Genomic DNA, 24,921 nt, shown 5'->3' with positions numbered 1-24,921 from the left:
CACCGAGCGGATCAGTGCTCGCTGTCCAGGTGGGCCATCTGGGCCGCCGGATAGCGCTCGCCGGCCGCGGCGCCCGCCGGGACGGCCCGCTCGATCGCGGCGAGGTCGGCGGCGTCCAGCGTCACGTCCAGGGCGCCGAGCGCCTCGGCGAGGCGGTCCCGGCGGCGGGCGCCGATCAGCGGCACGATGTCGGCGCCGCGCCGCGGGCCCTGGGCGAGGACCCAGGCGATCACGGTCTGCGCGACCGTGACGCCCTTCGCCTCGGCGACGGCCCGCAGCCGGTCCACCAGGTCCAGGTTCCGGTGGAGGTTGTCGCCCTGGAAGCGCGGACTCATCCCGCGGAAGTCACCCGGAGCCAGCTCACGGTCACGTGCGAAGTGGCCGCTGATCAGGCCGCGCGAGAGGACGCCGTACGCCGTGATGCCGATGCCCAGCTCGCGGGCGGTCGGGAGGATCTTCTCCTCGATGGAGCGGGAGAGCAGGGAGTACTCGATCTGGAGGTCGGCTATCGGGGCGACCGCCGCCGCCCGGCGCAGCGTGTCCGCGCCGACCTCGGAGAGGCCGATGTGCCGCACGTGGCCGGCCGCGACCAGGTCGGCGATGGCGCCCACGGTCTCCTCGATCGGCACGTCGGGGTCGACGCGGGCGATGCGGTAGATGTCGATGTGGTCCGTGCCGAGACGCTGGAGGGAGTAGGCGGCGAAGTTCCTCACCGCGGCCGGGCGGCCGTCGTAGCCGGTGAAGCCGCCCTCGACCGTGCGCAGGGCGCCGAACTTCACGCTGGTCAGGGCCCTCTCACGGGCGGCGGCGGGGGCTGTCCGCAGGGCTTCGTTGATCAGGAGTTCGTTGTGCCCCATGCCGTAGAAGTCGCCGGTGTCCAGGAGCGTGACGCCCGCGTCCAGTGCGGCGTGCAGGGTGGCGATCGACTCGGCGCGGTCGCTCTCGCCGTACAGCGCGGACATGCCCATGCAGCCGAGGCCGAGGGCGGAGACCTGAGGGCCGGTGGTGCCGAGGGCGCGGGTGGGGAGGGTGCGGGCGGAGGTCATGGAGGTCTCCTCGGAAGAGGGAGTCGAAGCGCCGGGGGAGCGACGCATGACAACCATGACATGACGACTGACAGATTTCAATGTCTGTCATTCCTCATGCGGAAGGGAAAACGGCGTGACCCCCTCACGGCGGGGAGGTAGCGTCTGCGGTATGTCCTCGTTCTTCCAGATCTACGAGTGAGAGCGCCGCGGGCAACCCCCGCGCGGCTCCGGCCGATCGACCACCGCATTCCTCACTGACGGGAGAACCCCATGTCCAAGGGCCGCAACAACCTCCTCGGCGTCGGCGGACAGCGCAAGAAGCTGTCCCGCGCCGACCAGCAGGGCGCCGTCCGGACCAGCAGCGCCGACCGCAAGGCGGCGGTCGACCACAAGCAGGAGCTGCTGAGGAAGATGCGCGAGCGCGCGCTGGGTGCGGAGAGCGCCGAGAGCGCCGAAGCCGCGCAGAGCGCCGAAGGCGCCACGGGCGGCGGGAAGTAGGAGCGGGCAGGACGCGGAGGGCCCGGGTCGCGGAGGCGGTCCGGGCCCCTCGTGCGCGGCCCCTCCGCGGCGCCCGGACCGCGCGAGGCCCGGCCGCGCCTGTCGCCCACCGTCGAGGAGTGAAGGGCGGCGAGGGCGCGTGGCAGCGTCGCCGCGGGCGAGACACCCTGTGCCATCCGGGAGGGAGCGGAGCCGGCCGTGCACGGACGGAAGTGTTCGACGGTGCGCGACAATGGCCCCATGACCGCGTTCTCCCCTCTCGCCATCGGGCCGCACATCGTGCAGCCGCCGGTGGTGCTCGCCCCGATGGCCGGCATCACCAACGCCCCCTTTCGCACCCTCTGCCGCGAGTACAGCGGCGGCAAGGGGCTGTTCGTCAGCGAGATGATCACGACGCGGGCGCTGGTCGAGCGCAACGAGAAGACGATGCAGCTCATCCGGTTCGACGACAGCGAGAAGCCGCGCTCCATACAGCTGTACGGCGTCGACCCGGTGACGGTCGGCAAGGCCGTCCGGATGATCGTGGACGAGGATCTGGCCGACCACATCGACCTGAACTTCGGGTGCCCGGTGCCCAAGGTCACGCGCAAGGGCGGCGGCTCGGCCCTCCCCTACAAGCGGCCGCTGCTGCGCGCGATCCTGCACGAGGCCGTGACGAACGCGGGCGACCTGCCGGTCACGATGAAGATGCGCAAGGGCATCGACGACGACCACATCACCTATCTCGACGCCGGGCGCATCGCCGTGGAGGAGGGCGTCACGGCGATCGCCCTGCACGGGCGGACGGCGGCCCAGCACTACGGCGGCACGGCGGACTGGGAGGCGATCGCGCGCCTCAAGGAGCACGTGCCGGAGATCCCGGTGCTCGGCAACGGCGACATCTGGTCGGCCGACGACGCGCTGCGGATGATGCGCGAGACCGGCTGCGACGGTGTGGTCGTGGGACGCGGGTGCCTGGGCCGGCCGTGGCTCTTCGCCGATCTCGTCGCGGGCTTCGAGGGCAGCGGCTCCTACGCCCAGCCGGGGCTGCGGGAGGTCGCGGACGCGATGGTCCGGCACGCGCGGCTGCTCGGCGAGTGGCTCGGGGACGAGTCGCGCGGGGTCATCGACTTCCGCAAGCACGTGGCCTGGTACCTCAAGGGCTTCTCCGTCGGGTCCGAGATGCGCAAGAGACTGGCGATCACCTCGTCCCTGGAAGAGCTGAGCGCTCAGTTGAGCGAGCTGGACCTGGACCAGCCCTGGCCGGTGGGCGCCGACGGCCCCCGGGGGCGCACGTCGGGGAACAACCGGGTGGTGCTTCCGGACGGCTGGCTCAAGGACCCCTACGACTGCGCCGGCGTCGGCGAGGAGGCGGAACTCGACACGTCAGGGGGCTGACGCGGGCGGGGAGCCCGCGATCCGGAGCTGTCCGCGAACGGCCCTCGTCCCGTCCGGATGATGGGAAACAAGCCGATTTCGCGGCGTGATCCTCACCACCCTTGATAGGGGGTGTGCTCAGATGAGCGGATTACGGGGCGTTGGACTCCTGGAGGGGTGGCACTGGGTGCCACCCCTCTTGTGTTCAGAAGATGAACGCAAGTGCCCGCCCAGGCGCTCACCTGAGCGCGTAAGCCCAGGAATGAGTCAAGTGGGCTTCGGAGTCTGAAAGCGGAAGCTACCCCTCGGTTACTTTCGATCTGGTGGCGGACGGGTGGTTAAGCCCCGATGACCGCTAGGCGTACCTCCCCAGAAGCCTTCGATCTGGGTATGTTCCTCGCCGTCAGGGCAGCCACCGAGTCGTCGAGGAGTCGAGACCCGTGTCGGAAAACAAAGATCAGAAGTTCGTGTACGACTTCACCGAGGGCAACAGGGACCTGAAGGACCTCCTCGGCGGTAAGGGCGCGAACCTGGCCGAGATGACCAACCTCGGCCTGCCGGTACCTCCCGGCTTCACGATCACCACCGAGGCGTGCAAGGTCTACCTCGACAGCGGCTCCGAGCCGGTCGAGCTCCGCGACGAGGTGAGCGCGCACCTCGACGCCCTCGAGCAGAAGATGGGCAAGAAGCTCGGCCAGGCCGACGACCCGCTGCTCGTCTCCGTGCGCTCGGGCGCCAAGTTCTCGATGCCCGGCATGATGGACACGGTCCTCAACATCGGCCTGTCGGACGAGTCCGTCGCCGGTCTCGCCGCCCAGGCCGGGGACGAGCGCTTCGCCTGGGACTCGTACCGCCGCCTCATCCAGATGTTCGGCAAGACCGTCCTCGGGGTCGAGGGCGAGCTGTTCGAGGACGCGCTCGACGAGGCCAAGGCCGGCAAGAAGGTCACCGTCGACACCGACCTCGACGCCGCCGACCTGAAGAAGGTCGTCAAGCAGTTCAAGAAGATCGTGAAGGCCGAGGCCGGCCGCGACTTCCCCCAGGACCCGCGCGAGCAGATGGACCTCGCCATCGAGGCCGTCTTCAACTCCTGGAACACCGACCGCGCCAAGCTCTACCGTCGCCAGGAGCGCATCCCGCACGATCTCGGCACCGCCGTGAACGTCTGCTCGATGGTCTTCGGCAACCTCGGCCCGGACTCCGGCACCGGCGTCGCCTTCACCCGCGACCCCGCCTCCGGCCACCAGGGCGTCTACGGCGACTACCTGCAGAACGCGCAGGGCGAGGACGTCGTCGCGGGTATCCGCAACACCGTGCCGCTCGCCGAGCTCGAGTCCATCGACAAGAAGTCGTACGACCAGCTGATGCAGATCATGGAGACGCTCGAGACCCACTACAAGGACCTCTGCGACATCGAGTTCACGATCGAGCGCGGTCAGCTGTGGATGCTGCAGACCCGCGTCGGCAAGCGCACCGCCGGGGCCGCCTTCCGGATCGCCACCCAGCTCGTGGACCAGGGCCTGATCGACGAGGCCGAGGCGCTCCAGCGCGTCAACGGCGCCCAGCTCGCCCAGCTGATGTTCCCGAAGTTCGACGAGAACACCAAGGTCGAGCAGATCGGGCGCGGCATCGCCGCCTCGCCGGGCGCGGCCGTCGGCAAGGCCGTCTTCGACTCGTACACGGCCGTCAAGTGGTCCCGCTCCGGCGAGAAGGTCATCCTGATCCGCCGTGAGACCAACCCGGACGACCTGGACGGCATGATCGCCGCCGAGGGCATCCTGACCTCGCGCGGCGGCAAGACCTCGCACGCCGCCGTCGTCGCCCGCGGCATGGGCAAGACCTGTGTCTGCGGCGCCGAGGAACTCGAGGTGGACACCAAGCGCCGCCGGATGACCACCTCCGGCGGGCAGGTCGTCGAGGAGGGCGACGTCGTCTCCATCGACGGCTCCACCGGCAAGGTGTACCTCGGTGAGGTACCTGTCGTACCCTCGCCGGTCGTCGAGTACTTCGAGGGCCGCATGCACGCCGGTGCGGACGACGCCGACGAGCTGGTCTCCGCCGTGCACCGGATCATGGCCTACGCGGACCGCGTCCGCCGGCTGCGGGTCAGGGCCAACGCCGACAACGCCGAGGACGCGCTGCGGGCCCGCCGCTTCGGCGCCCAGGGCATCGGCCTGTGCCGCACCGAGCACATGTTCCTCGGCGAGCGCCGCGAGATGGTCGAGAAGCTGATCCTCGCCGACACGGACGAGGAGCGCACGGAGGCCCTGGAGGCCCTCCTGCCGCAGCAGAAGCAGGACTTCATCGAGCTGTTCGAGGCCATGGACGGCCTGCCCGTCACGGTCCGGCTGCTCGACCCGCCGCTGCACGAGTTCCTCCCCGACATCACCGAGCTGTCGGTCCGTGTCGCCCTCGCCGAGTCCCGCAAGGACGCGAACGAGAACGACCTGCGGCTTCTCCAGGCCGTGCACCGGCTCCACGAGCAGAACCCGATGCTGGGTCTGCGCGGTGTCCGCCTCGGCCTGGTCATCCCCGGCCTCTTCGCCATGCAGGTGCGGGCGATCGCCGAGGCCGCGGCCCAGCGGATCGACGCCAAGGGCGACCCGCGCGCCGAGATCATGATCCCGCTCGTCGGCACCGTCCAGGAGCTGGAGATCGTCCGCGAGGAGGCCGAGGGCGTCATCGCCGAGGTCCAGGCGCAGACCGGCGTCGAGCTGAAGCTCGCGCTGGGCACCATGATCGAGCTGCCCCGTGCCGCGCTGACCGCCGGCCAGATCGCCGAGGCCGCGGAGTTCTTCTCCTTCGGCACGAACGACCTCACCCAGACGGTGTGGGGCTTCTCCCGGGACGACGTGGAGGCCAGCTTCTTCACCGCGTACCTGGAGAAGGGCATCTTCGGTGTCTCGCCGTTCGAGACCATCGACAAGGACGGCGTCGGCGCCCTCGTGCGCAGCGCGGTGGAGGCCGGCCGGGCCACCCGCCCCGACCTCAAGCTCGGCGTCTGCGGCGAGCACGGCGGCGACCCGGAGTCGGTGCACTTCTTCCACGAGGTCGGCCTCGACTACGTCTCCTGCTCGCCGTTCCGGATCCCGGTGGCGCGCCTGGAGGCCGGCCGCGCGGCGGCGCAGTCGAGCGGCAGCGACAGCCGCTGAACCTCCGTTCAGTAGCAAAGGCCACCGGAGCCGCCGTCGGTCACCACCACCCTCACCGGCGGGCGGCGGCTCCGGGTCGCAAGAGAGACGGGGCGGACACCTTGTGCGGAGGTGTCCGCCCCGTCGTATTTCGTCCGCGCGCATAGTGCCGGTTCGTCCCGCACCCGGGTGTTGGGCAGGATGTGAGTTCCTGTTCAATTACGCGCGGTTGGATTATTCGCCGTTGAACCTTTTCACGATTGGTACCGCAAAGAACGAGCTGGGCGCGGCCACCGGATCCCCACCCGGTGGCCGCGCCCGTTTACCCGTGCCAGGCAGGTGAGCCGCAACCTCGCCGACCGCCGCCGGACGTGCGAAGCCCCCCACGGTCTTCGTCACGTCACCTCGGTCCTGAAGGTTTCCTGCCCGACACGCACAGCTTTTCGGTTTGCCCCCGTCCTCCGCGATGCTTTTCAAGTGTGGCTGAAACACCCTGGTAACGTGCAGTGATGCTGTGCATACTCATTGAAGGGGGTGGTTGCGAGTGCACAGGTGGGGGTTCGATGCTCCGGATTCATTTCACAGGAAACGACTTGGCGGGAGTGCGCATGGCAGCCCGGCCGGACGTTCTATGGGAAACGATTCTCAGTTTTCACCGTTTAAGGGACCGGCGCGGGCCCGTCGTCTACGGAGAATGGCGCTCGGAAACCCGCACACGGCTCAACGGTGAGACGCGACTGCTCGCCGCCCTCATCCCCAGCCGCGGCTACTTCCCCGACTTCCTGACCCCCGCCGAGGGCGTCAGCGGCCTCGACGAGGGCCTGGAGGCGGTCCGCGCGACCCCGGCCGCCCGCCTGCACACCGAACTCTCGCTGCTCGGCGCCGACCGCACCGGCGGCCGGACCGTGCCGCACTCGCTGCGCGCGCTCGCCGAGGGCGGCGCGGAGCCGTTCAGCCGGCTCATCGGCGCCCTGCGCGGCTACCACCGGGCGGCCATCGAGCCGTACTGGCCCGACGTCCGCGCCCGCGTCGAGGCCGACCGCGCCGTGCGCGGCCGCGCCCTGCTCGACGGCGGAGCCGACGAACTGCTCGCCTCCCTCCCGCCGATGCTCCGCTGGCGCTCGCCGGTCCTGGAGGCCGACTATCCCGTCGACCGCGACCTCCACCTCGACGGCAGGGGGCTGCTGCTCCAGCCCTCGTACTTCTGCCGCGGCACCCCGGTGGTGCTCCGCGATCCCGCGCTGCCGCCGGTGCTCGTCTACCCGGTCACGCACTGCGAGGCCCCGACGGTCCGCGCGCCGGGCGGCTCCTCGCTGGCGAAGCTGGTGGGCAACACCCGCTCCGCCGTCCTGCACGCCATCGGCGACGGCGGCACCACCAGCGAACTGGCCCGCAGGGCAGGGGTGTCGCTGGCCTCCGCGAGCCAGCACGCCGGCGTGCTGCGGGAGGCGGGACTCGTCTCCACCCTGCGCCACGGCAACGCCGTCCTGCACACGCTGACGCCGTTGGGCGCCGCCCTGCTGGGCAGCGCCCAACGGCGCGCGGAGGAGCGGTGCTACGTACGGAACGGGCCCGTCACGTCGTGACGCCCACGGACGCGACGGGCCCGTCACCGGACGGGCGTCAGGCGCGGAACGGGCCCGTCACCTCGTAGGTGATGCCTCCGGAGGAGCTGCCGGTCGTGCCCCGCTGGCTGGAGAAGTACAGCCGCCTGCCGTCGGGGGAGAAGGCCGGTCCGGTGATCTCGGAGCCGGACTGGCCGTTGATCCGCAGGAAGGGGGCGACGACGTCGTCCGGGGTGATGACGCAGATCTCCATGTTGCCGCCGTCCTCGGCGATGAACAGGTCGCCGGAGGAGGAGCCGGTGACGTTGTCGACACCCGTCAGCGGGACGCCGCCGCCGGACACCAGCGAGTCGTCGTAGGCCAGCTCGTAGGTGTTGTCGGCGAGGTTGAGCTGCCAGAGGCGGTTGTCGCCCTTGGTGGTGAACCAGACGGTGTCGTTGGCGTAGTGGCAGCCCTCGCCGCCGTTGAACTTCTTCGAGGCGGCGACCTGGCTGCGCGTCGCCGTCGGCGAACCGTCCGGGTCGGGGACGTTCTGCCAGGTGAAGGAGCCGGAGGTGGCGGTGCCGGCGACCAGGACCTGGAGCGTCCCGGAGGAGAGGTTGCCCCAGGTGGTGGGGATGAACCGGTAGAAGCAGCCGCTGGACTCGTCCTCGGTCAGGTAGATCACCTTGCGGACCGGGTCGGCCGCGGCGGCCTCGTGCTTGAAGCGGCCCATCGCGTCCCGGCGCACGGCCGCGTTCACGCCGTACGGATCGGTCTCGTAGACGTATCCGAGGCTGACCTCCTCACAGGAGAGCCAGGTGTTCCAGGGGGTCTTGCCCCCCGCGCAGTTGGTGCGGGTGTTGGAGAGGATGCGGTACGCGCCGACGACGGAGCCCGCGGAGTCGAACTTCACCGCGCCCGCGCCGCCGCCGGGGTTGATCTCCGAGTTGGAGACGTAGATCCATCCCGAGCCGTCGGCGAAGCAGGCGCCGCCGTCGGGGGCGTTGTGCCAGGTGTACGCCGTGCCGCCGACCTTCTGGCCGGACCGGGCGATCACCCGGCTGGTGAAACCGCTGGGCAGCTGGATGCCGTTGGCGTCGGCGGCGCCCAGGGCCCCGTAGGGACCGGCGCCGGGCTGGGCGGGGGCCGCGTAGGCGGCCCCGCGCATGAGGGTGCCGCCGAAGGCGGCGGCCGACGTGCCGATGACCGCTCCACGCAGGAAACTGCGTCGCTCCACGTCTCACTCCAGAGGGGGTGGTGATGACCGCCCCGCCGCCGGGTCGGCGGCGGGGTCGCGCGCTTCCGGAAGCTAGAGGTGCCGCATTGACTGTGCAGCAACACACGGTGAAGGGGAAGCGGCGGGTGCCTGATGGCTCCGCGCGACGGGCGCGCGGGCGGGGGCCGACGCCCCCGCGCCCGGGGGCGTCGGCGGGCCCCGGCGGATCCCGGGAGAATCTCCGAGGAAAGTGCCGGAGCGGCGATGAGTTCCGCCTGCCCCCGGCGTCTTACCTCGTGAAAGCGCCGCAACGGAGCGCACGACGCCAGCGCCACACAGAGGAGAGACCACCATGGCCCGGATGATCTTCGTGAACCTGCCGGTGAAGGACCTCGCCACCTCGAAGAGCTTCTGGAGCAAGCTCGGCTACTCCTTCAACCCGCAGTTCAGTGACGAGAACACCGCGTGTCTGGTCATCAGCGACACGATCTTCGCGATGCTGATGACCGAGCCCCGCTTCAAGGACTTCACCGCGCCCGGCAAGGAGGTCGCCGACGCCTCGAAGACCTCCGAGGTGCTGCTCGCGCTCAGCGCGGAGAGCAGGGAGGAGGTCGACCGGCTCGCCGACACGGCCCTGGCGAGCGGCGGTTCACCGGCGGCGGAGGCCCAGGACCACGGCTTCATGTACGGCCGGTCCTTCACGGACCCCGACGGCCACCACTGGGAGCTGGCCTGGATGGACCCGGCCGCCGGCGAGGGCTGAGACCCGCCCGGGGCCTCAGGCGGAGACGCCGCCGTCGATCACCAGGTCCGCCCCCACGACCGAGCCGGCGTCCTCCGAGGCGAGGTAGAGCACCGCGGCCGCGACCTCCGCGGCGGACGAGATGCGGCCGAGCGGCGACTGGTCCTTGATCCGGACCTCCCGCTCGGCCTCCGTCTCGCCCGGCAGCAGCGACATCGTGGACTCCGAGGGGCCGGGGCTGACGGCGTTGATCCGGACGCCGTCGGCGATGTGGTCGCGGGCGGCGGCGCGGGTGAGCGCGGAGACGGCCGCCTTGGAGACCTGGTAGCCGAAGACGCCCGGGACGCGGACGTGCGCGCCGAGGTTGGACGAGATGTTGACGACGGCGCCCCCGCCGTGGGCCCGCATGTGGGCGACCTCGGCCTGGAGCGCGTGCAGGACGCCGGTGACGTTGACGTCGAGCAGGGCCCGCCAGTCGTCCAGCGGGAAGTCGGCGGCCGCGTGCCCGCCCCGGAAGATCCCGGCGTTGTTCACCGCGACGTCGAGGCCACCGAAGATCTCGACGGTCCGGGCCACCAGCGCGCGGACGTCCTCGGCGCGGGACACGTCGGCGGTGACGGCGTCCGCGGTGCCGCCGGCCGCCTCGATCAGGGACACCGTCTCGTCCAGGGGCGCGGCGCGGCGGCCGGAGACGACCACCCTCGCGCCCTCGGCGGCGAAGGCGAGCGCGATGCCCCGGCCCAGGCCGCTGCCGGCGCCGGTGACGAGGACGGTCTTGTGCGTGAAGCGTGCGGACATGTGGTGTCGACTCCCTGGTTTTTTTGACCGTACGTTCCAGTATTCGGGTCGAAAAAAGGGGCGCCGCGGGGCGCCCTCCTCTTCCGTGCTCAGTCCAGCAGTGCCAGCGCCTGCTCCGCCGCGTCCCTGACCCTCGCGGGGTCCGACGAGGCCTTGCCGACCAGACGGATGCCCTGCATCAGGACCAGGAGCATCCGGGCCAGCGCCCGCGGATCGCGGTCCGCGGACAGCTCGCCTTGCGCGCGTGCCCGGGTGAGCGAGGCGAGCAGCAGGGTCTCGATCTGCTCCCAGCTCAGCTCCACCCGGCGCGCCACGATGTCGTCGCGCGCGCCCAGCTCGGCCGCCGAGTTGGTGAGGAAGCACCCGATCGTCCGGGTCCCGTCCGCCCCCGCCTCCGCGGCGAACCGCCGCACCAGCGTGCGCACGGCGGGCAGGGCCGGCCCCGGCTGGGACAGCTCCTCGGTCATCAGCGGGTCCCGCGTCGCGAGGTAGCGGTCCATCGCCTTCATGTACAGCTGGTGCTTGTTGCCGAAGGTGGCGTAGATGCTGGCGCGGCCGATCCCCAGGTGCTCCACGAGGTCCGACATCGACGTCGCCTCGTAACCGCGCTCCCAGAACAGCTCGAGTGCTGCCTGGAGCGCGGCGTCCGGATCGAATTCCTTGGTCCTGGCCATGCCTGCGAGCCTAGATCAATCCGGAACGATCGGTCAACAATGTTCGGTCGGCCTCCGGCCCCGCACCCCCTTGTGCGGAGACCGTCGGCGTCCGGAGCGAGCCGGATACCTCGGAGCGAGCCGGACCGGCCGCAGCGCGTCCGATCGTGCGGAGTGCGTCAGATGGTGCGGACCGGATACACCGTCACCGTCACCTCGTCGTCGTCCAGGCACCGGCCCGTCTCCAGGTCGAAGCGCTGCTTCAGCAGCGGCGAGGCCACGAAGGGCCGCCCGCCCGCCGACCCCAGCAGCCCGCGGGACAGCACCTGCGCGCCGGTGAAGGGATCGCGGTTGTCGATCGCGTACGCGCGCCCCGAGCGGTCCTTGAAGAGCGCCGCCTGCCGGCCGTCGGGCAGCAGCGCCGCCACGCCCCGGCCCGGCGTCAGCCGGGACTCGTCGCAGATCGCGGTCCACGCGTCCGCCGCCACGTCGTGGGAGAGTTCGAGCTTCATCTGCTTCAGACCCTTTCCAGAGATCCGATGGTGAGGACCGTCAGGTCCGGCTTGATCTGGTCGCGCTCCGGGACGAACCTGACCGAGGGGTCCGGCGCGTCCGGCGCGTTGACGAAGGAGACGAAGCGGCGCAGCCTGTCCGGGTCGTCGAGCGTCTGCGCCCACTCGTCCTGGTAGTCCTCGACGTGCGCCGCCATCAGCGCCTCCAGCTCGTCGCACAGCCCCAGCGAGTCGTGCACCACCACGTCCTTCAGGTGGGCGAGCCCGCCCTCCAGCCGCTCCAGCCAGGTCGAGGTGCGCTCCAGCCGGTCGGCCGTCCGGATGTAGAACATCAGGAAGCGGTCGATCAGCCGCACCAGTTCGGCGTCCGACAGGTCCTTGGCCAGCAGGTCGGCGTGACGCGGGGTCGCGCCGCCGTTGCCGCCCACGTACAGGTTCCAGCCGTTGGCCGTGGCGATGATGCCGAAGTCCTTCGACTGGGCCTCCGCGCACTCGCGGGCGCAGCCGGAGACCGCCGACTTCAGCTTGTGCGGGGAGCGCAGGCCGCGGTAGCGCAGCTCCAGCTGGATCGCCATCTTCACCGAGTCCTGCACGCCGTAGCGGCACCAGGTCTGTCCGACGCAGGACTTCACCGTGCGCAGCGACTTGCCGTAGGCGTGGCCGGACTCGAAGCCGGCGTCGACGAGCCGGGTCCAGATCGCCGGCAGCTGGTCGACCCGGGCGCCGAACAGGTCGATCCGCTGACCGCCGGTGAGCTTGGTGTAGAGCCCGAAGTCGCGGGCCACCTCGCCGATCACGATCAGCTTCTCCGGGGTGATCTCGCCGCCCGGGATGCGCGGCACGACGGAGTAGGAGCCGTTGCGCTGCATGTTGGCCAGGAAGTGGTCGTTGGTGTCCTGGAGGGCGGCCTGCTCCCCGTCGAGGATGTAGCCGCCCAGTTCGAGCGCCGGGGCCAGGCTGGCGAGGATCGAGCCGACGGTCGGCTTGCAGACCTCGCAGCCCTCGCCGCCGCGCGCCTCGGGCCGGCCGTGCGAGTCGAGCAGCTCGGCGAAGGACGTCAGCCGCAGCGTGCGGGTGATCTCGTACAGCTCGCTGCGGGTGTACGAGAAGCAGCCGCAGAGCCCCTTGTCGGTGGCCGACGGCAGCAGCTGGCCGATCAGCTTGACGCAGCTGCCGCAGCCCGTACCGGCCTTGGTGCACTTCTTGACCTCGGGCAGCGTCGAGCACTGGGTGATCGCGTGCTTGGTGACGTTGTGGCAGGAGCAGATGACGGCGTCGTCCGGCAGCGCGGACGGGCCGAGCGCGACCGGGGCACCGGCGCCCGCCGGCAGCACCAGCTGCTCGGGGGAGACGGGCGGCACCGAGCCGGTGAGCGGCCGCAGCATGCCGTACGAGTCGGCGTCACCGACCAGCACACCGCCGAGCAGCCTGCCCTCCTGGTCGATCACGAGCTTCTTGTAGACCCCGGAGCGGGAGTCGGAGTACACGACGTCGAGGCAGCCCTCGGCCGTGCCGTGCGCGTCGCCGAAGGACGCCACGTCCACGCCGAGAAGCTTCAGCTTCGTCGACATGTCCGCCCCGGTGAAGGACCGCTCCTCGGCGCTGGCGATCGTCGCCGCGGCCGTCAGCGCCATCTCGTAGCCGGGCGCCACGAGGCCGTACACCCGGCCGTCCGAGGCCAGCGCGCACTCGCCGATCGCGAAGACGGCGGGGTCGGAGGTCCGGCACCGCTCGTCGACCGCGATGCCCCCGCGCTCGCCGACGGTGAGGCCGCAGTCGCGGGCCAGCTGGTCCCGGGGCCGGACACCGGCGGAGAAGACGACCATGTCGACGGCCACTTCGGAGCCGTCCGACAGACGCATCCCGGTGACCACGCCGTCCTCGGTCACGACCTCCTGGGTGCCGGTGCCCGTGTGGACGCTCAGCCCCATCTGCTCGATCGTGCGCAGCAGCGCCGCGCCACCGCCCTCGTCGACCTGCACCGGCATCAGCCGCGGTGCGAACTCCACGACGTGGGTGTCGATTCCGAGACCCTTGAGCGCGCCGGCCGCCTCCAGGCCCAGCAGACCGCCGCCGACGACCGCGCCGGTCGTCGAGGTCTTCGCGTACTCCTCGATGGCGAGCAGGTCCTCGATCGTCCGGTAGACGAAACAGCCGCGGGCGTCCTTGCCGGGGACGGGCGGCACGAAGGGGTACGAGCCGGTCGCCAGGACCAGCGTGTCGTACGGGAAGACCTGCCCGGAGCGGGCGGTGACCGTACGGGCCTCGCGGTCGATCGACTCCGCGGGGTCGCCGACGTACAGCTCGATGCCGTGCTTCTCCATGAAGCCGTCCTCGACCATCGAGAGGTCGTCGGGGGTGCGGCCGCTGAAGTACGAGGACAGCTGGACGCGGTCGTAGGCGGGGCGGGGCTCCTCGCAGAGCACCACGATCCGGGCGCGCTCGGTGACGCCCTGGTCCGCCAGTGCCTCCAGGAAGCGCTGGCCGACCATTCCGTGGCCGACCAGGACGACAGTGGGGGTGTGCGCGGGCATGGTCGACATCTCAGGAGCCTCCGTCGTGGGTGAGCAGGTGGAGCAGGGGAGCGGGCGGAAGGGCTTCGTCGCCCTCCCAGGCCCGGGCGAGCGCACCGACCGCGGCGAGATCGCCGAGCAGCACGCCGCCGACCAGGCGGTCCCCGCGGACGACGACCTTGCGGTAGGCGCGGCGGGTGGCGTCGGTCAGCTGGACGACGTCGTCGCCCGGCCTGGGGGTGGCGTCGCCGAAGGCGGCGAGATCGAGCGACTCGGCACCGCCGAGGGTGAGGCGGGTCAGCGCCCGGGTGCCGGTGTACGGGGCTCGGGCGCCCTGTCCGGCGGGGACGGGAGCCGACGGCACGGACGCCGTGCGGGCCGCGTCGGAGGCGTCGGCCGCGGTGGCGAGCAGGACGCCTGCCAGGGCGTCCGCCTGCTCCAGGGCCGGGCCCGCCAGGCCGTAGACCCGGCCGTCGTGCTCGGAGCAGTCGCCGATGGCGTGGATGAACGGGTCGGAGGTCCGCAGCTCGTCGTCCACGACGACGCCGGTGCGGACCTCGAGGCCCGCGTCCCTCGCCAGGCCGATACGCGGCCTGACCCCGCAGGCCAGCACCACGACCTGGGCGTCGAGCACGAAACCGTCGGCGAGTTCGACGGCCGTCACCGCGCCGTCCTCCTGGCGCAGCCCGCTGACGCGGCACTCGGTGTGCACTTCCACCCCGAGGGACTCCACGTGCTCGCGCAGCAGCACCGACGCCTGCTCGTCCAGCTGCCGCTCCATCAGGCGCTCGCCCTGCTGGGTCAGCACGACCTCGGCACCCAGAGCGGCCAGCGCGCGGGCGGCCGAGACCCCGAGGAGCCCGCCGCCGATGACGACCGCGCGGATCCCGGGACGCACCAGGGCGCGCAGCTCCAGGCAGTCGTCGAGCGTACGGAAGGGGTGGACGCCCGACGGCAGCCGCGAGCCGCGCAGTCCGCGCAGCGGGGGCAGCACCGGGTTGGAGCCGGTCGCCAGGACCAGCCGGTCGTAGCCGACCGCCGTCCCGTCCTCGCACTCCACGATCCGGGCGGCGCGGTCGATCCGCACCGCCCGCACCCCGCGCCGCACCGGCTCCTTGGGAGCGGGCAGCGCGATCACCTCCGGCGCGTACCGTCCGGCGAGGACGTCCGCGAGCAGCACCCTGTTGTAGGGGGCGTGCGGCTCTTCGCCGAGGAGGGTGACCGGCAGGCGCTGGGCGAGCCGGGCGCCCGCCGTTCCGCCGCCGACCACCACGATCCGTGTACTCATGACACGAGAGTGCGGGGCCGGTGTTACCCGTCGGCATCCCGACTGTTTCCCGTACGGAACGCTGATCTCAGCCCGCGGGGGAGCACGCTGTGAGGCGCGCGCCGCTCACGGGCGAGCGGGCGGCGGTGTGAGCCTTTGCGGCTCCGCGCCGGGGATCTCCCGTATACCGGCGGATCACCCTCACCGCCTTCGCGGGCCGCTCCTCCGGGGCGGGTGCGCCGCTCCCGGCCGTCTCCCGGCGGTGGACGGCAACCTCAGATGTAGCTCAGGGCTCCGGGGATCGATGGACGGGCCATCCAACCCCTCCCTAGGCTCGGGATCATGCCTGACATATCCCTGACCACGCTTCTGCTGCTCTGCGCCGCCGCCCTGGTGGCCGGCTGGATCGACGCCGTGGTCGGAGGAGGAGGGCTGCTCCTGCTGCCCGCGCTGCTGCTCGGGCTCCCGCACGTGCCCGCCGCCCACGTCCTCGGCACCAACAAGGCCGTCGCCATCGTCGGCACCTCCGGCGCCGCCGTCACGTACGTCCGCAAGGCGCCGGTGCAGGTGAAGACCGCCGTACGCATCGGGCTCGCGGCCCTCGCCGGGTCCATGGGCGGTGCCTTCTTCGCCGCCGGCATCAGCAGCGACGTGCTGCGCCCGGTCATCATGGTCGTGCTGCTCGCGGTCGCCGCGTTCGTGATGCTGCGGCCGTCCTTCGGCACCGGGGGCGGGAGCAAGGCCCCCGTCGGCCGGGCCAGGGTCGTCACCGCGATCGTGCTGGTCGGCGGCGGGATCGGCTTCTACGACGGCCTCTTCGGTCCGGGGACCGGCACCTTCCTCGTCCTGGCGCTCAGCGCCGTACTCCATCTGGACCTGGTGACCGCCTCCGCCACCGCCAAGATCGTCAACGTCTGCACCAACGCCGGGGCGCTCGCGATGTTCGCCTACCAGGGCACCGTGCTGTGGCAGCTGGCGGCGGTCATGGCGGTGTTCAACCTGGCGGGCGGGATGATCGGGGCGCGGATGGCTCTGCGCAAGGGCGCCGAGTTCGTCCGCGGGGTGCTGCTCGTGGTCGTGCTCTCCCTGGTCGCGAAGCTCGCCTTCGACCAGTGGTCATGAGGCGGCCCGGTCACCGCGGCCGCGGGGCCGCCCGGACAGGGGGTCATGAGGCCGTCCCGCGTACCCCGATGAGGTGCCCGAAGGCGACCACGTTCCCCTGATAGCCGGACTTCTCGGAGAAGCCGCCGCCGCAGGTGATCAGCCGCAGCTCGGCCCGGTCCCGCTCGCCGTAGACCTTCCGGTCGGGGAAGTCCTCGTTGTCGTAGACCTCGATGGCGTCGACCGTGAAGACGGCGGTACGCCCGTCCTCGCGGTCGACCTCGACGCGGTTGCCCTTCCGGAGCGCGCCGAGGGCGTAGAAGACGGCCGGTCCCTGCGCGTTGTCGACATGTCCGGCGACGATCGCGGTGCCCTTGGCGCCGGGCGTGGTGCCGTCCCCGAACCAGCCGGCGAGGTTGCGGTCGCTCGCCGGCGGCACCTCGAGCGAGCCCTTCGGGTCCAGGCCGAGCCGGGTCATCGGGGTGTCGACGTCGATCTCGGGGATGCGCAGCCGGACCGGGGCCGAGGGCGGCAGGGGGTCGGCGGCCGCGTCGGTGTGCTCGTTGGGGCCCGCGGCGAAGGCCTGCGCGGCGGAGGGGACGGGCGGGGTGACGTTCTCCGACCCGTTCTGGACGAGCCAGACGCCGACGCACGCGGCGACCGCGATGCCCCAGCCCTTGCTCCTGTTGCTCACGGCGTTCGGTCTCCCTTCTCGGCTCCCGGGGCGGCGCTGTCGCGAGCGTCGCCGCCGGTGCCGTCGTCCGGATGTGGCCCTGCCCCCGCCGGGCCGTATGCGGGCGCGCGACGGGGGCAGGACGTGCGGTACGGCTAACGGCCCTGCGCGCCGCTCGCCCGGCGACGCAGGAGCCAGGTACCGCCGACGGCGGTCGCGGCCAGCACCGCCGCGCCCGCCGTGACCTGGGCGGTGTCGGGGCCCACGCTGCCGCCGACGCCGGTCTGGACGTGCCCGCTCGGGCCGCGGTGCTTGACGACGAGGTCGCCGCGGGCCGTCTTGCCGTTGTCGCAGGCGACACTGATGCCGTAGGTGCCCGGCTGGGTGTGCTGCGGGACGGTGAACTGGCCGACCACGACCTCCTTGTGCGTGCTCGGGTTCAGCTGGAAGTCGCCCGCCCCGAGGGACTGCGCGTCGCCGATGCCGTGCCCCTTGTGGCCGCACGCGAGGGTGTTGACGGTGATGGTCGTGCCCGGCGTCGCGGAGGACGGGTACACCTCCAGGGTGTGGTAGTCCCCGGCGTACGCGGCCGGTGCGGCGAAGGCGCCGATCGCGACGACCGACAACGCGGTACCGGTGAGCAGGCGGGCAGTGGTGCGCATGGGGTCCTCCGTGGCGCGCGAGCGGTCTTCCGAGCGGCCGTTGCGAGCCGTCTCCTCTTGTCCGAGGTAAGAGCCGCGGTGCGCCACGCGCCTGCTGATGGAGGGTCAGAATTACGCTGTCCGGTGCGGTGTGTCGGCTTGCCCCGGCACTGTTTGCGCAGGTCAGGGCCGGTGGTGGGGTGGATGTCGGCGGCACGCGCCGAACGGGTGAGCCCAGGGGGCAGCCTCGCCGTCGGACCAGGCCGCTTCGGGTCAAGCCGCCCGTTTCGGACGAGGCCGCTCCGGGGCCGGCCCCACCGCCGGCCCGGCTCGCACGGGGCCGGGCCACCGCCGGGCCGGCCCCCCGCCGGGCCGGCCCTCGCCACCCGGCCGGGCTCACCTCGGCATGCCGCTTCGGACCGGCCGGTTCAGACCGGCCGGTTCAGACCAGGCCGGTCAGGCCCTCGATCGCCGCGCGGGCCCACTCCTGCGCCCCCACCGCCGTACCGGCCACCACGCCCGTCGCGACCGGGGCCAGCGCCCCCTTGAGCGCGGCCACCGCGCGGCGCACCCTGCCCGGCTCGGGGGCGTCCGGCCGGGTGATCGTCGCGAGGACCTCGTCGGCCGCCGCCTCGGCGTCCTCGCGGTCCCGGTCGGCGAGGCCGGCCTGGGGCAGCTGCCGGAGCAGCTCGGTGACCAGCTCGGCGAGGGCCTCGAACCCGGGGGCGACCGCGCCGTGGCCCCCCACGTTCTGCTGGTTCTGGGTGACGGACTGGTTGCCCCAGGCGAACTGCGCATGGGATACGGGCGCGTCGAAGCGCGGGCCGTGGTGGTCGTTCGGGTTCCGCGGGTCGCTCATGGGCCGGGATCCTCCCCTTCGGACTGCTGCTGGATGACCTGCTCGTTGTTCCAGGCCAGCTGGGCGTTGCTGACCGGGCCGTAGATGACCGGGCCCATGTGATGGTTGTGGATCACCGTCGGGATCGGTTCGACCGTGCGGACGGTCTTCCTGACGACCGGCAGGGACGTGTGCACCGAGACGAGGTCGACGCGGCCGTTGTGCAGCACGCCGGTCTCGCCCGTCCCGCTCACCGAGCACTCGACCAGACGGCCGGCGCTCTCGTCGGTGAAGGCGGCGCCCGCGGTCGCGCAGTCGGTGAACTCGCCGTTCGCGACGTCCACGTAGGCGGAGTGGGAGGCGCTCAGGCCGCACCCCTCCGACCCGGCGACGGTGAGGTTTCGCGCGACGAGCCTCGCCCTGTCGTACGCGACCGCGCCGCCGACCCTGACCGCTGCCACACGGCTGTCGTGGACGAGGAGTTGGGCCTCCTCGCCGACGCCGAAACCCACCGTGCCGCGCTGCGCCGTCACGCCCCTGAGCGTGACCCTGGACTGGCCGAGGACGGTCACCGCGGTGATGTCGAAGTCGCGGAACACCACGTCGGTCAGCTCGGCCGTGGTGCCGCCGTCGCCGGTGGTGTCCAGGCCCGAGGGGCAGCGGTCGACGCGGACGTGGTCGAAGACGCCCCGGGCCCCGTCCCGGACCCGCAGCGCGGTGCCCGTCAGATCCCGGACCTCGACGCGGGCGAAGCGGCCCCTGGCGCCGTCGGTGACGGCGATGCCGACGTTGCCCCCCGTGATGTGGCCGCCGTGGACCTCGGGGGCGCCGCCCTGCGTCGAGAACACGGCGACGTTGCCCGCGTCGACGACCCGGCAGTCCTCGAACCTGCCCCGGGCCGAGGCGCGGACGTTGATGCCGGTGTCGCGGCAGGCGGTGAGGACACAGCGGCGCGCCACCGGGTCGGAGCCGTTCGCCGCGGCGATCCCGTGCAGCGCGTCCGTCACGTGCGTGTCGTCCACGGTCCCCCGGGACTGGTCGAGGAACATGACTCCCTCGGCGTGCACGGCGGTGATCGAGCAGTCCGCCACGGTGAGTTCCGCCCGGGTGTCCGCCATGAGGGCGGCCTGCCCGGTGCCGGTCAGCTCGCAGCCGGTGACCTCGGCGCGGGCGTCGCTGACGCGCACGCCGTGGATCCGGCTGTCCTCGATCCGGCTGGCCCGGACGGAGACGTGGGCGCCCTCGATCGCGGCGATCGCGTTGTCGGCGGCCCCGGTGAACCGGCACCGCTCGACGAGTCCGCCGGAACCGGTGAAGAGGGTGCGGCCGTACAGGACGACGCTGTCCCGGAGGGTGACGAAGGTGTGGGGCCGCGCGTGCAGGGCGACGCCGTCGTGCGCCCGGATCTCGCAGTGCTCCAGCATGAGCCTCCCGCCGTGGCAGGCGACGACGTCGGCGCCGCGGCCGGTCAGCGCGAGACCGACGGCCTCGACCGCGCCGAAGACCTCCAGGACGCCGCCGTGCGCCCGGCTCACCCTCACCGAGCCGGGACCGTCGGCCGCGACCAGCCGGACCTCGCCCCGGACGGTGAGCGTCTCCTCGTAATGGCCGGAAGCGATCTCGATCACGGCGGCCCGTCCGCGTGCGGCGGCGGCGCGCAGGGCGGACGAGATGTCGGGGTGGGCGCGACGGCCGCCGCGCGGAGAGACCACGTACCTCGCGACCATCTCCCGGACCCCCGATGCCCTCGTCTGGAGCCGTCGATGGTACCGGAGCGGGTGAACGGCGCGACCCGGGCGCGCAGTTGGCCTGCCGCGACCTGGCTCAGACTTCGTCCCAGGGAACCGCGTCGTACGCCGCGTACACCCGCTCCATCAACTCCTCGTCGACCTCGAACCGGGTGTCGTCGATCCGTTCCACCGCGGCGATCCCGCGTGCGTTCGCCACGAAGGCCGCGCGGAGTCCCGGCAGGTCCTCCAGCGTGACGCGGCGCCGCACCGACCCGAGGCGCGGCTCCAGCAGGGCCATCGTGATCCCGTGCAGGGCCGGCGCCGACGGCCACGCCAGCGAGGCGCCGTCCCAGAAGGCGATGTTGGCGACGGCACCCTCCGCGATCTCGCCGCCCGGACCGGTCAGCAGCGCCTCGTCGAAGCCGGCCCGGCGGGCCGCGCCGCCGTGGTAGCGCTGGCCGAAGCCGCCGAGGTGCTTGATGTGGGCGGCCGGACGCCAGTAGTCCACCGACTTCAGGCTCTGCGGGGTGCGAGGCATCGAGGCGGGCTCCCGGACCGTCACCACGAGCCGTACGCCCTCGTACACGTGGACGCGGACCGCCGCGTCCCGCCGTCCCGCCGCCTTCAGGGCGCCGGCCACCGATGCGCGGACGTGCCCGGGGTCGAGCGCCCGGTCGAACAGTTCGCGGGTCGAGCGGTCCAGCCGGTCGAGATGGAGGCCGAGACCCCGTACCCGGCCGTCACGGACCTGCATCGCGGTGAAGTGGCCGTAGCCGCTCATCAGCGTGGCCGACAGGGCGGGGTCGGATGCGGGGGAGCCGTCGATCTCGACGTGCACGGGTGCCGTGGTCATGGCTCCACCGTATGCCGGGGGCCCCGGGAGAAACGGCGCTTGACCTCAACCAAACTTGAGGTAACACGATCGTCCGCATGGACCTCATCGACTCCACGGAGTCCGCCGACTCCGTCATGCCGCTCACGCTCGCCGTCGTCATCGCCTCCAACCGCGAGGGCCGGTTCGGACCCGTCGTCGCCGACTGGTTCCTCGACCGGGCCGCCGAGCGCGAGGACTTCCGGGTCGACGTCGTCGACCTGGCCGGCATCCACCTGCCCACCTCCCTCTCGCACTCGCCGGGCCCCGAGGTCCGCGCCGAACTCGCCAAGGTCTCCCCGGTTCTCGCGGCCTCCGACGCCTTCGTCGTCCTCACCCCCGAGTACAACCACTCCTTCCCCGCCTCCCTCAAGAGCCTCATCGACTGGCACTACACCGAATGGCAGGCCAAGCCCGTCGGCTTCGTCTCCTACGGCGGAATCTCCGGCGGCCTGCGGGCGGTCGAGCAACTGCGCCAGATCTACGCCGAGCTGCACGCGGTCACCATGCGGGACTCGGTCGCCTTCCCCTTCGTCCACGGGCAGTTCGGACAGGACGGCCGGCACAAGGACCCCACAGGGCCGGACGCCGCCGCGAAGACGATGCTCGACCAGATCGCCTGGTGGGCGCGCGCCCTGCGCGACGCCAAGGCCGTCCGCGCCTACACCGGTTGAGCGGGACGGACACCCATGCTCCTGCGACTCGTCGCCGGGCGGCTGCGGCCCCACCGGCGGACACTCGCCCTCGTCGTCCTCCTCCAGCTCCTGCAGGTCCTCGCCTCCCTCACCCTGCCCACCCTCAACGCCGACGTCATCGACCGCGGCGTCCTGCGCGGCGACACCGCGCACGTTTTGTCCGGCGGCGGCCTGATGGCCGCCGTCACCCTCCTCCAGGCGGCCGCCGCGGCGGCCGCCGTCTACGTCGGCGCCAGGATCGCCATGGGCATCGGCCGTGATCTGCGTATCACCGTCTTCCGCCGCGTCCAGGACTTCTCCGCACGCGAGATGAGCCGTTTCGGCACCGCCTCCCTGATCACCCGCACGACCAACGACGTCCAGCAGGTCCAGACGTTCGCCGTCCTCGTCCTCACGATGCTCGTGGCCGCCCCCCTGATGTGCGTCGGCGGCATCGTCATGGCCCTCGACCAGGACATTCCGCTCGCCCTGCTCCTGCTCGTCTTCGTCCCGCTGATCGGCGGCGCCGTCGGCACGGTCGTGGTCCGGATGCGGCCCCTCTTCCGCGGGATGCAGGAGCGCGTCGACCGGGTCAACCGGGTGTTGCGGGAGCAGGTCACCGGCGTCCGCGTCGTCCGCGCCTTCGTCCGCGACCGGCACGAGCAGCGCCGGTTCGCGGCCGCCAACGACGACCTGCTCTCCGTGGGCATGCGCGTCGGACGCCTCCAGGCCCTGATGTTCCCGATCGTGCTGATCGTCTGGGAGCTGGCCACCGTCGGCATCATCTGGGTCGGCGCCCACCGGATCGACTCCGGCGCGCTCCAGGCGGGTTCGCTGATCGCGTTCCTCGGCTACCTGCTCCAGATCTTCATGTCGGTGATGATGGTCCTCTTCCTGCTGATGCACATGCCCCGCGCCGAGGTCAGCGCCGAACGCATCCGGGAGATCCTCGACACCGAACCCTCCGTCGCCCCGCCCTCCGCCCCCGTCCGGCACCTGCACGGCCCCGGCCGGCTCGACATACGCGGCGCGGACTTCAGCTACCCCGGAGCCGAGGAACCCGTCCTGCGCGCGGTGGACCTCACCGCCCTCCCCGGCCGCACCACCGCCGTCATCGGCTCCACCGGCAGCGGCAAGTCGACCCTGCTGGGCCTGGTCCCGCGGCTGTTCGACGTGACCGGCGGCGAGGTCCTCGTCGGAGGCGTCGACGTCCGCTCCATGGACCGCACCCTGCTCGCCCGCACGGTCGGCCTCGTGCCGCAGAAGCCGTACCTCTTCTCCGGGACGGTGGCGAGCAATCTGCGGTACGGAAGGCCCGAGGCGGGCGACGAGGAGCTGTGGCACGCCCTGGAGGTCGCGCAGGCGGCCGACTTCGTCCGCGACCTCCCCGAACGGCTCGACGCGCCGGTCGCCCAGGGCGGCACCAACCTCTCCGGCGGCCAGCGCCAGCGGCTCGCGATCGCCCGGGTCCTCGTCGCCCGTCCCCGGGTCTACCTCTTCGACGACTCCTTCTCCGCCCTCGACTACGCCACCGACGCGCGCCTGCGCGACGCGCTCGCACGGGAGACGGCCGACGCGACCGTCGTCATCGTCGCCCAGCGCGTCTCCACCATCCGGGGCGCCGACCGGATCGTCGTCCTCGACCAGGGCCGGGCCGTCGGCAGCGGCACCCACGAGGAACTCATGCGCGACAACCCCACCTACCGGGAGATCGTCCTCTCCCAGCTCACCGAGGAGGAAGCGGCATGAGCGAGACCCGCCCGAAGGACGGGCCCGCCCCGCGCACGCCGGGTACCCCGCGCACCCCGGGCGCCTTGGGTCCCTCTCGCACCTCGGGTCTCTCAGGGGCCTCGGGTCCCTCTCGCGCTACGCAGTCCCCAGGGACCTCGCGCACCTCGCCCACCCCACCCGCACCGGGCACCCGGCCCGTCTCCCGGACCCCCGAGCGCCGGGGCCCCGCCGTCCGGCAGCGAGGACCCGGGCTGAGCGCCCCCGCCCTCGAGAGGTCCCTGGACTTCCGCTCCTCCGGTCTGCGGCTGCTGCGCACGATGGCCCCGGAGCGCCCCCTGATCCTCGCCGTGCTCGCCGCCGCCGCGGCCGCCGTCGGCCTCGCCGTCCTCAGCCCCCTCATCCTCGGGCACGCCACCGACCTCGTCGTCTCCGGTGCCAGGAGCCCGGCCGGGGTCGACTTCCCCGCGGTCGCCCGGGCCCTGACCCTGTCCGTCGCCCTCGTCACCGGCTCCGCCGCGCTGAACCGGCTCCAGCAGCGGCTCGCGACCGCGGTCGTCCAGCGGGCCGGTCACCGGCTGCGCGCCGGCGCCCAGCGGAAACTCTCCCGCCTGCCCCTGTCGTACGTCGACAGGCAGCCCCGCGGCGAGATCCTCAGCCGCACCACCAACGACATCGACAACATCACGCAGACCCTCCAGCAGGCCTTCAGTCAGATGATCAGGGCGCTGCTCACCCTCGTCGGCGTACTGCTGATGATGTTCTGGATCTCCCCGCTCCTCGCCCTGGTGGCGCTGGCGACGGTGCCGGTCTCGGTGGTCGTGGCGGCGCGGATCGGCAGGCGCGCCCAGCCGCAGTTCGTCCGCCAGTGGGCCGTCACCGGCCGCCTCAACAGCCATGTCGAGGAGATGTTCACGGGCCACGCCGAGGTCGTCGCCTTCGGGCGCGGCGAGGAGGCGGTGGCGCGCTTCGGCGAACTCGGCGAGGAGCTCTACACGGCGAGCTTCCGCGCCCAGTTCATGTCCGGCTTCATCCAGCCCGCCCTCACCTTCGTCGGCAACCTCAACTACGTCCTCATCGCGGTCGTCGGCGGACTGCGGGTGGCCACCGGCTCCCTGTCGATCGGTGACGTCCAGGCGTTCGTCCAGTACTCCTACGACGTCAACGGACCGGTCACCCAGATCGCCGCCATGGCGAACCTGCTCCAGTCCGGCGTCGCCTCGGCCGAACGCGTCTTCGACCTGCTCGACGCGGACGAGGAGTCACCGGCCCCGGCCGCGCCCGGGCGCCCGGACCGGGACGCGGCGGCGCGGCCGCCCGCCGCCGGCCGGGTCTCCTTCGAGAAGACGTCCTTCCGCTACGAGCCGGACAAGCCGCTCATCGAGGGCCTGTCGCTGACGGTGG

21 protein-coding genes are annotated in these 24,921 nt (G+C 72.1%); 9 read left to right on the top strand and 12 right to left on the bottom strand.

The features are described from left to right. Positions 1–11: 11 nt before the first annotated feature. Positions 12–1,046, bottom strand: a complete 1,035-nt coding sequence (locus AB0K65_RS22835; protein ID WP_365719324.1) for an aldo/keto reductase — start codon at positions 1,044–1,046, stop codon at positions 12–14. A 252-nt stretch (positions 1,047–1,298) separates the two neighbouring features. Between AB0K65_RS22835 and AB0K65_RS22830 the strand changes: the two genes are divergently transcribed. From AB0K65_RS22830 to AB0K65_RS22815, 4 genes are all read left to right on the top strand, one after another. After that, positions 1,299–1,526: a DUF6243 family protein gene (locus AB0K65_RS22830; protein WP_365719322.1), complete on the top strand. Its 228-nt coding sequence runs from the start codon at positions 1,299–1,301 to the stop codon at positions 1,524–1,526. A 240-nt stretch (positions 1,527–1,766) separates the two neighbouring features. Further along, entirely contained in the window at positions 1,767–2,903 is a 1,137-nt protein-coding gene (dusB, locus tag AB0K65_RS22825; protein WP_365719320.1) for a tRNA dihydrouridine synthase DusB, read from the top strand. A 419-nt stretch (positions 2,904–3,322) separates the two neighbouring features. Then, on the top strand, positions 3,323–6,034 hold the full coding sequence (gene ppdK, locus AB0K65_RS22820; RefSeq protein WP_365719318.1) for a pyruvate, phosphate dikinase: 2,712 nt from the start codon (positions 3,323–3,325) through the stop codon (positions 6,032–6,034). Positions 6,035–6,576: 542 nt separating this feature from the next. After that, on the top strand, positions 6,577–7,599 hold the full coding sequence (locus AB0K65_RS22815; protein ID WP_365719316.1) for a helix-turn-helix domain-containing protein: 1,023 nt from the start codon (positions 6,577–6,579) through the stop codon (positions 7,597–7,599). Positions 7,600–7,636: 37 nt separating this feature from the next. On the opposite strand, the gene AB0K65_RS22810 is transcribed toward AB0K65_RS22815, so the two are convergent. Next, entirely contained in the window at positions 7,637–8,797 is a 1,161-nt protein-coding gene (locus AB0K65_RS22810) for an alkaline phosphatase PhoX (RefSeq protein ID WP_365719314.1), read from the bottom strand. A 331-nt stretch (positions 8,798–9,128) separates the two neighbouring features. Here AB0K65_RS22810 and AB0K65_RS22805 point away from each other — a divergent pair, with 331 nt between their 5' ends. After that, complete coding sequence (locus AB0K65_RS22805; protein WP_365719312.1) at positions 9,129–9,539, top strand: VOC family protein; 411 nt, start codon at positions 9,129–9,131, stop codon at positions 9,537–9,539. A 15-nt stretch (positions 9,540–9,554) separates the two neighbouring features. On the opposite strand, the gene AB0K65_RS22800 is transcribed toward AB0K65_RS22805, so the two are convergent. The 5 genes from AB0K65_RS22800 to AB0K65_RS22780 form a co-directional block, all read right to left on the bottom strand. Then, on the bottom strand, positions 9,555–10,316 hold the full coding sequence (locus AB0K65_RS22800) for a glucose 1-dehydrogenase (RefSeq protein WP_365719310.1): 762 nt from the start codon (positions 10,314–10,316) through the stop codon (positions 9,555–9,557). An 89-nt stretch (positions 10,317–10,405) separates the two neighbouring features. Continuing rightward, positions 10,406–10,990, bottom strand: coding sequence for a TetR family transcriptional regulator (locus AB0K65_RS22795; RefSeq protein ID WP_365719308.1), 585 nt, complete (start codon positions 10,988–10,990; stop codon positions 10,406–10,408). Positions 10,991–11,148: 158 nt separating this feature from the next. Further along, on the bottom strand, positions 11,149–11,481 hold the full coding sequence (gene nirD / locus AB0K65_RS22790; protein WP_365719306.1) for a nitrite reductase small subunit NirD: 333 nt from the start codon (positions 11,479–11,481) through the stop codon (positions 11,149–11,151). Positions 11,482–11,486: 5 nt separating this feature from the next. Beyond that, positions 11,487–14,024 carry a nitrite reductase large subunit NirB gene (gene nirB / locus AB0K65_RS22785; RefSeq protein WP_365719304.1) on the bottom strand — a complete coding sequence of 846 codons (2,538 nt, stop codon included), beginning with the start codon at positions 14,022–14,024 and terminating at the stop codon, positions 11,487–11,489. Position 14,025: 1 nt separating this feature from the next. Beyond that, entirely contained in the window at positions 14,026–15,282 is a 1,257-nt protein-coding gene (locus tag AB0K65_RS22780; protein WP_365719302.1) for an FAD-dependent oxidoreductase, read from the bottom strand. Positions 15,283–15,603: 321 nt separating this feature from the next. Between AB0K65_RS22780 and AB0K65_RS22775 the strand changes: the two genes are divergently transcribed. Then, positions 15,604–16,383: a TSUP family transporter gene (locus AB0K65_RS22775; protein WP_365719300.1), complete on the top strand. Its 780-nt coding sequence runs from the start codon at positions 15,604–15,606 to the stop codon at positions 16,381–16,383. Positions 16,384–16,426: 43 nt separating this feature from the next. Here AB0K65_RS22775 and AB0K65_RS22770 read toward each other — a convergent pair whose 3' ends face one another. The 5 genes from AB0K65_RS22770 to AB0K65_RS22750 all read right to left on the bottom strand — a co-directional run bounded on the left by AB0K65_RS22770 (position 16,427) and on the right by AB0K65_RS22750 (position 21,097). Further along, positions 16,427–17,056: a class F sortase gene (locus AB0K65_RS22770; RefSeq protein ID WP_365719298.1), complete on the bottom strand. Its 630-nt coding sequence runs from the start codon at positions 17,054–17,056 to the stop codon at positions 16,427–16,429. 134 nt (positions 17,057–17,190) lie between these two features. Continuing rightward, positions 17,191–17,697, bottom strand: a complete 507-nt coding sequence (locus AB0K65_RS22765) for a hypothetical protein (protein WP_365719296.1) — start codon at positions 17,695–17,697, stop codon at positions 17,191–17,193. A gap of 421 nt (positions 17,698–18,118) precedes the next feature. Continuing rightward, entirely contained in the window at positions 18,119–18,535 is a 417-nt protein-coding gene (locus AB0K65_RS22760) for a hypothetical protein (protein WP_365719294.1), read from the bottom strand. Then, positions 18,532–20,241 (bottom strand): right-handed parallel beta-helix repeat-containing protein, encoded by a 1,710-nt coding sequence (locus AB0K65_RS22755; RefSeq protein ID WP_365719292.1) that lies wholly within the window; start codon positions 20,239–20,241, stop codon positions 18,532–18,534. Before AB0K65_RS22755 ends, AB0K65_RS22760 begins: the two co-directional genes overlap by 4 nt. Positions 20,242–20,338: 97 nt before the next feature. Continuing rightward, complete coding sequence (locus AB0K65_RS22750; protein WP_365719290.1) at positions 20,339–21,097, bottom strand: aminotransferase class IV; 759 nt, start codon at positions 21,095–21,097, stop codon at positions 20,339–20,341. Positions 21,098–21,174: 77 nt separating this feature from the next. Between AB0K65_RS22750 and AB0K65_RS22745 the strand changes: the two genes are divergently transcribed. The 3 genes from AB0K65_RS22745 to AB0K65_RS22735 form a co-directional block, all read left to right on the top strand. Continuing rightward, positions 21,175–21,789, top strand: a complete 615-nt coding sequence (locus AB0K65_RS22745; protein ID WP_365719288.1) for an NAD(P)H-dependent oxidoreductase — start codon at positions 21,175–21,177, stop codon at positions 21,787–21,789. A 15-nt stretch (positions 21,790–21,804) separates the two neighbouring features. Next, complete coding sequence (locus AB0K65_RS22740; RefSeq protein ID WP_365719286.1) at positions 21,805–23,538, top strand: ABC transporter ATP-binding protein; 1,734 nt, start codon at positions 21,805–21,807, stop codon at positions 23,536–23,538. 233 nt (positions 23,539–23,771) lie between these two features. After that, positions 23,772–24,921: ABC transporter transmembrane domain-containing protein (locus tag AB0K65_RS22735; RefSeq protein ID WP_365719463.1), on the top strand; the 1,150-nt coding region annotated here is incomplete at its 3' end.

Origin of the sequence: Streptomyces sp. NPDC053755 (assembly GCF_040677675.1) — a bacterium.
In the GTDB taxonomy this organism is placed as follows: Bacteria; Actinomycetota; Actinomycetes; order Streptomycetales; family Streptomycetaceae; genus Streptomyces.
Note: the sequence above shows the minus strand (reverse complement) of the source record. Positions and strands in the feature narration are given on the sequence as shown.

Coding starts and splice junctions, on each gene's coding strand:
- AB0K65_RS22835 (WP_365719324.1), bottom strand. CDS start 1,046: ATGACCTCCGCCCGCACCCTCCCCACCCGCGCCCTCGGCACCACCGGC.
- AB0K65_RS22830 (WP_365719322.1), top strand. CDS start 1,299: ATGTCCAAGGGCCGCAACAACCTCCTCGGCGTCGGCGGACAGCGCAAG.
- dusB (WP_365719320.1), top strand. CDS start 1,767: ATGACCGCGTTCTCCCCTCTCGCCATCGGGCCGCACATCGTGCAGCCG.
- AB0K65_RS22815 (WP_365719316.1), top strand. CDS start 6,577: ATGCTCCGGATTCATTTCACAGGAAACGACTTGGCGGGAGTGCGCATG.
- AB0K65_RS22805 (WP_365719312.1), top strand. CDS start 9,129: ATGGCCCGGATGATCTTCGTGAACCTGCCGGTGAAGGACCTCGCCACC.
- AB0K65_RS22800 (WP_365719310.1), bottom strand. CDS start 10,316: ATGTCCGCACGCTTCACGCACAAGACCGTCCTCGTCACCGGCGCCGGC.
- AB0K65_RS22795 (WP_365719308.1), bottom strand. CDS start 10,990: ATGGCCAGGACCAAGGAATTCGATCCGGACGCCGCGCTCCAGGCAGCA.
- nirD (WP_365719306.1), bottom strand. CDS start 11,481: ATGAAGCTCGAACTCTCCCACGACGTGGCGGCGGACGCGTGGACCGCG.
- nirB (WP_365719304.1), bottom strand. CDS start 14,024: ATGTCGACCATGCCCGCGCACACCCCCACTGTCGTCCTGGTCGGCCAC.
- AB0K65_RS22780 (WP_365719302.1), bottom strand. CDS start 15,282: ATGAGTACACGGATCGTGGTGGTCGGCGGCGGAACGGCGGGCGCCCGG.
- AB0K65_RS22775 (WP_365719300.1), top strand. CDS start 15,604: ATGCCTGACATATCCCTGACCACGCTTCTGCTGCTCTGCGCCGCCGCC.
- AB0K65_RS22765 (WP_365719296.1), bottom strand. CDS start 17,697: ATGCGCACCACTGCCCGCCTGCTCACCGGTACCGCGTTGTCGGTCGTC.
- AB0K65_RS22760 (WP_365719294.1), bottom strand. CDS start 18,535: ATGAGCGACCCGCGGAACCCGAACGACCACCACGGCCCGCGCTTCGAC.
- AB0K65_RS22755 (WP_365719292.1), bottom strand. CDS start 20,241: ATGGTCGCGAGGTACGTGGTCTCTCCGCGCGGCGGCCGTCGCGCCCAC.
- AB0K65_RS22750 (WP_365719290.1), bottom strand. CDS start 21,097: ATGACCACGGCACCCGTGCACGTCGAGATCGACGGCTCCCCCGCATCC.
- AB0K65_RS22745 (WP_365719288.1), top strand. CDS start 21,175: ATGGACCTCATCGACTCCACGGAGTCCGCCGACTCCGTCATGCCGCTC.
- AB0K65_RS22740 (WP_365719286.1), top strand. CDS start 21,805: ATGCTCCTGCGACTCGTCGCCGGGCGGCTGCGGCCCCACCGGCGGACA.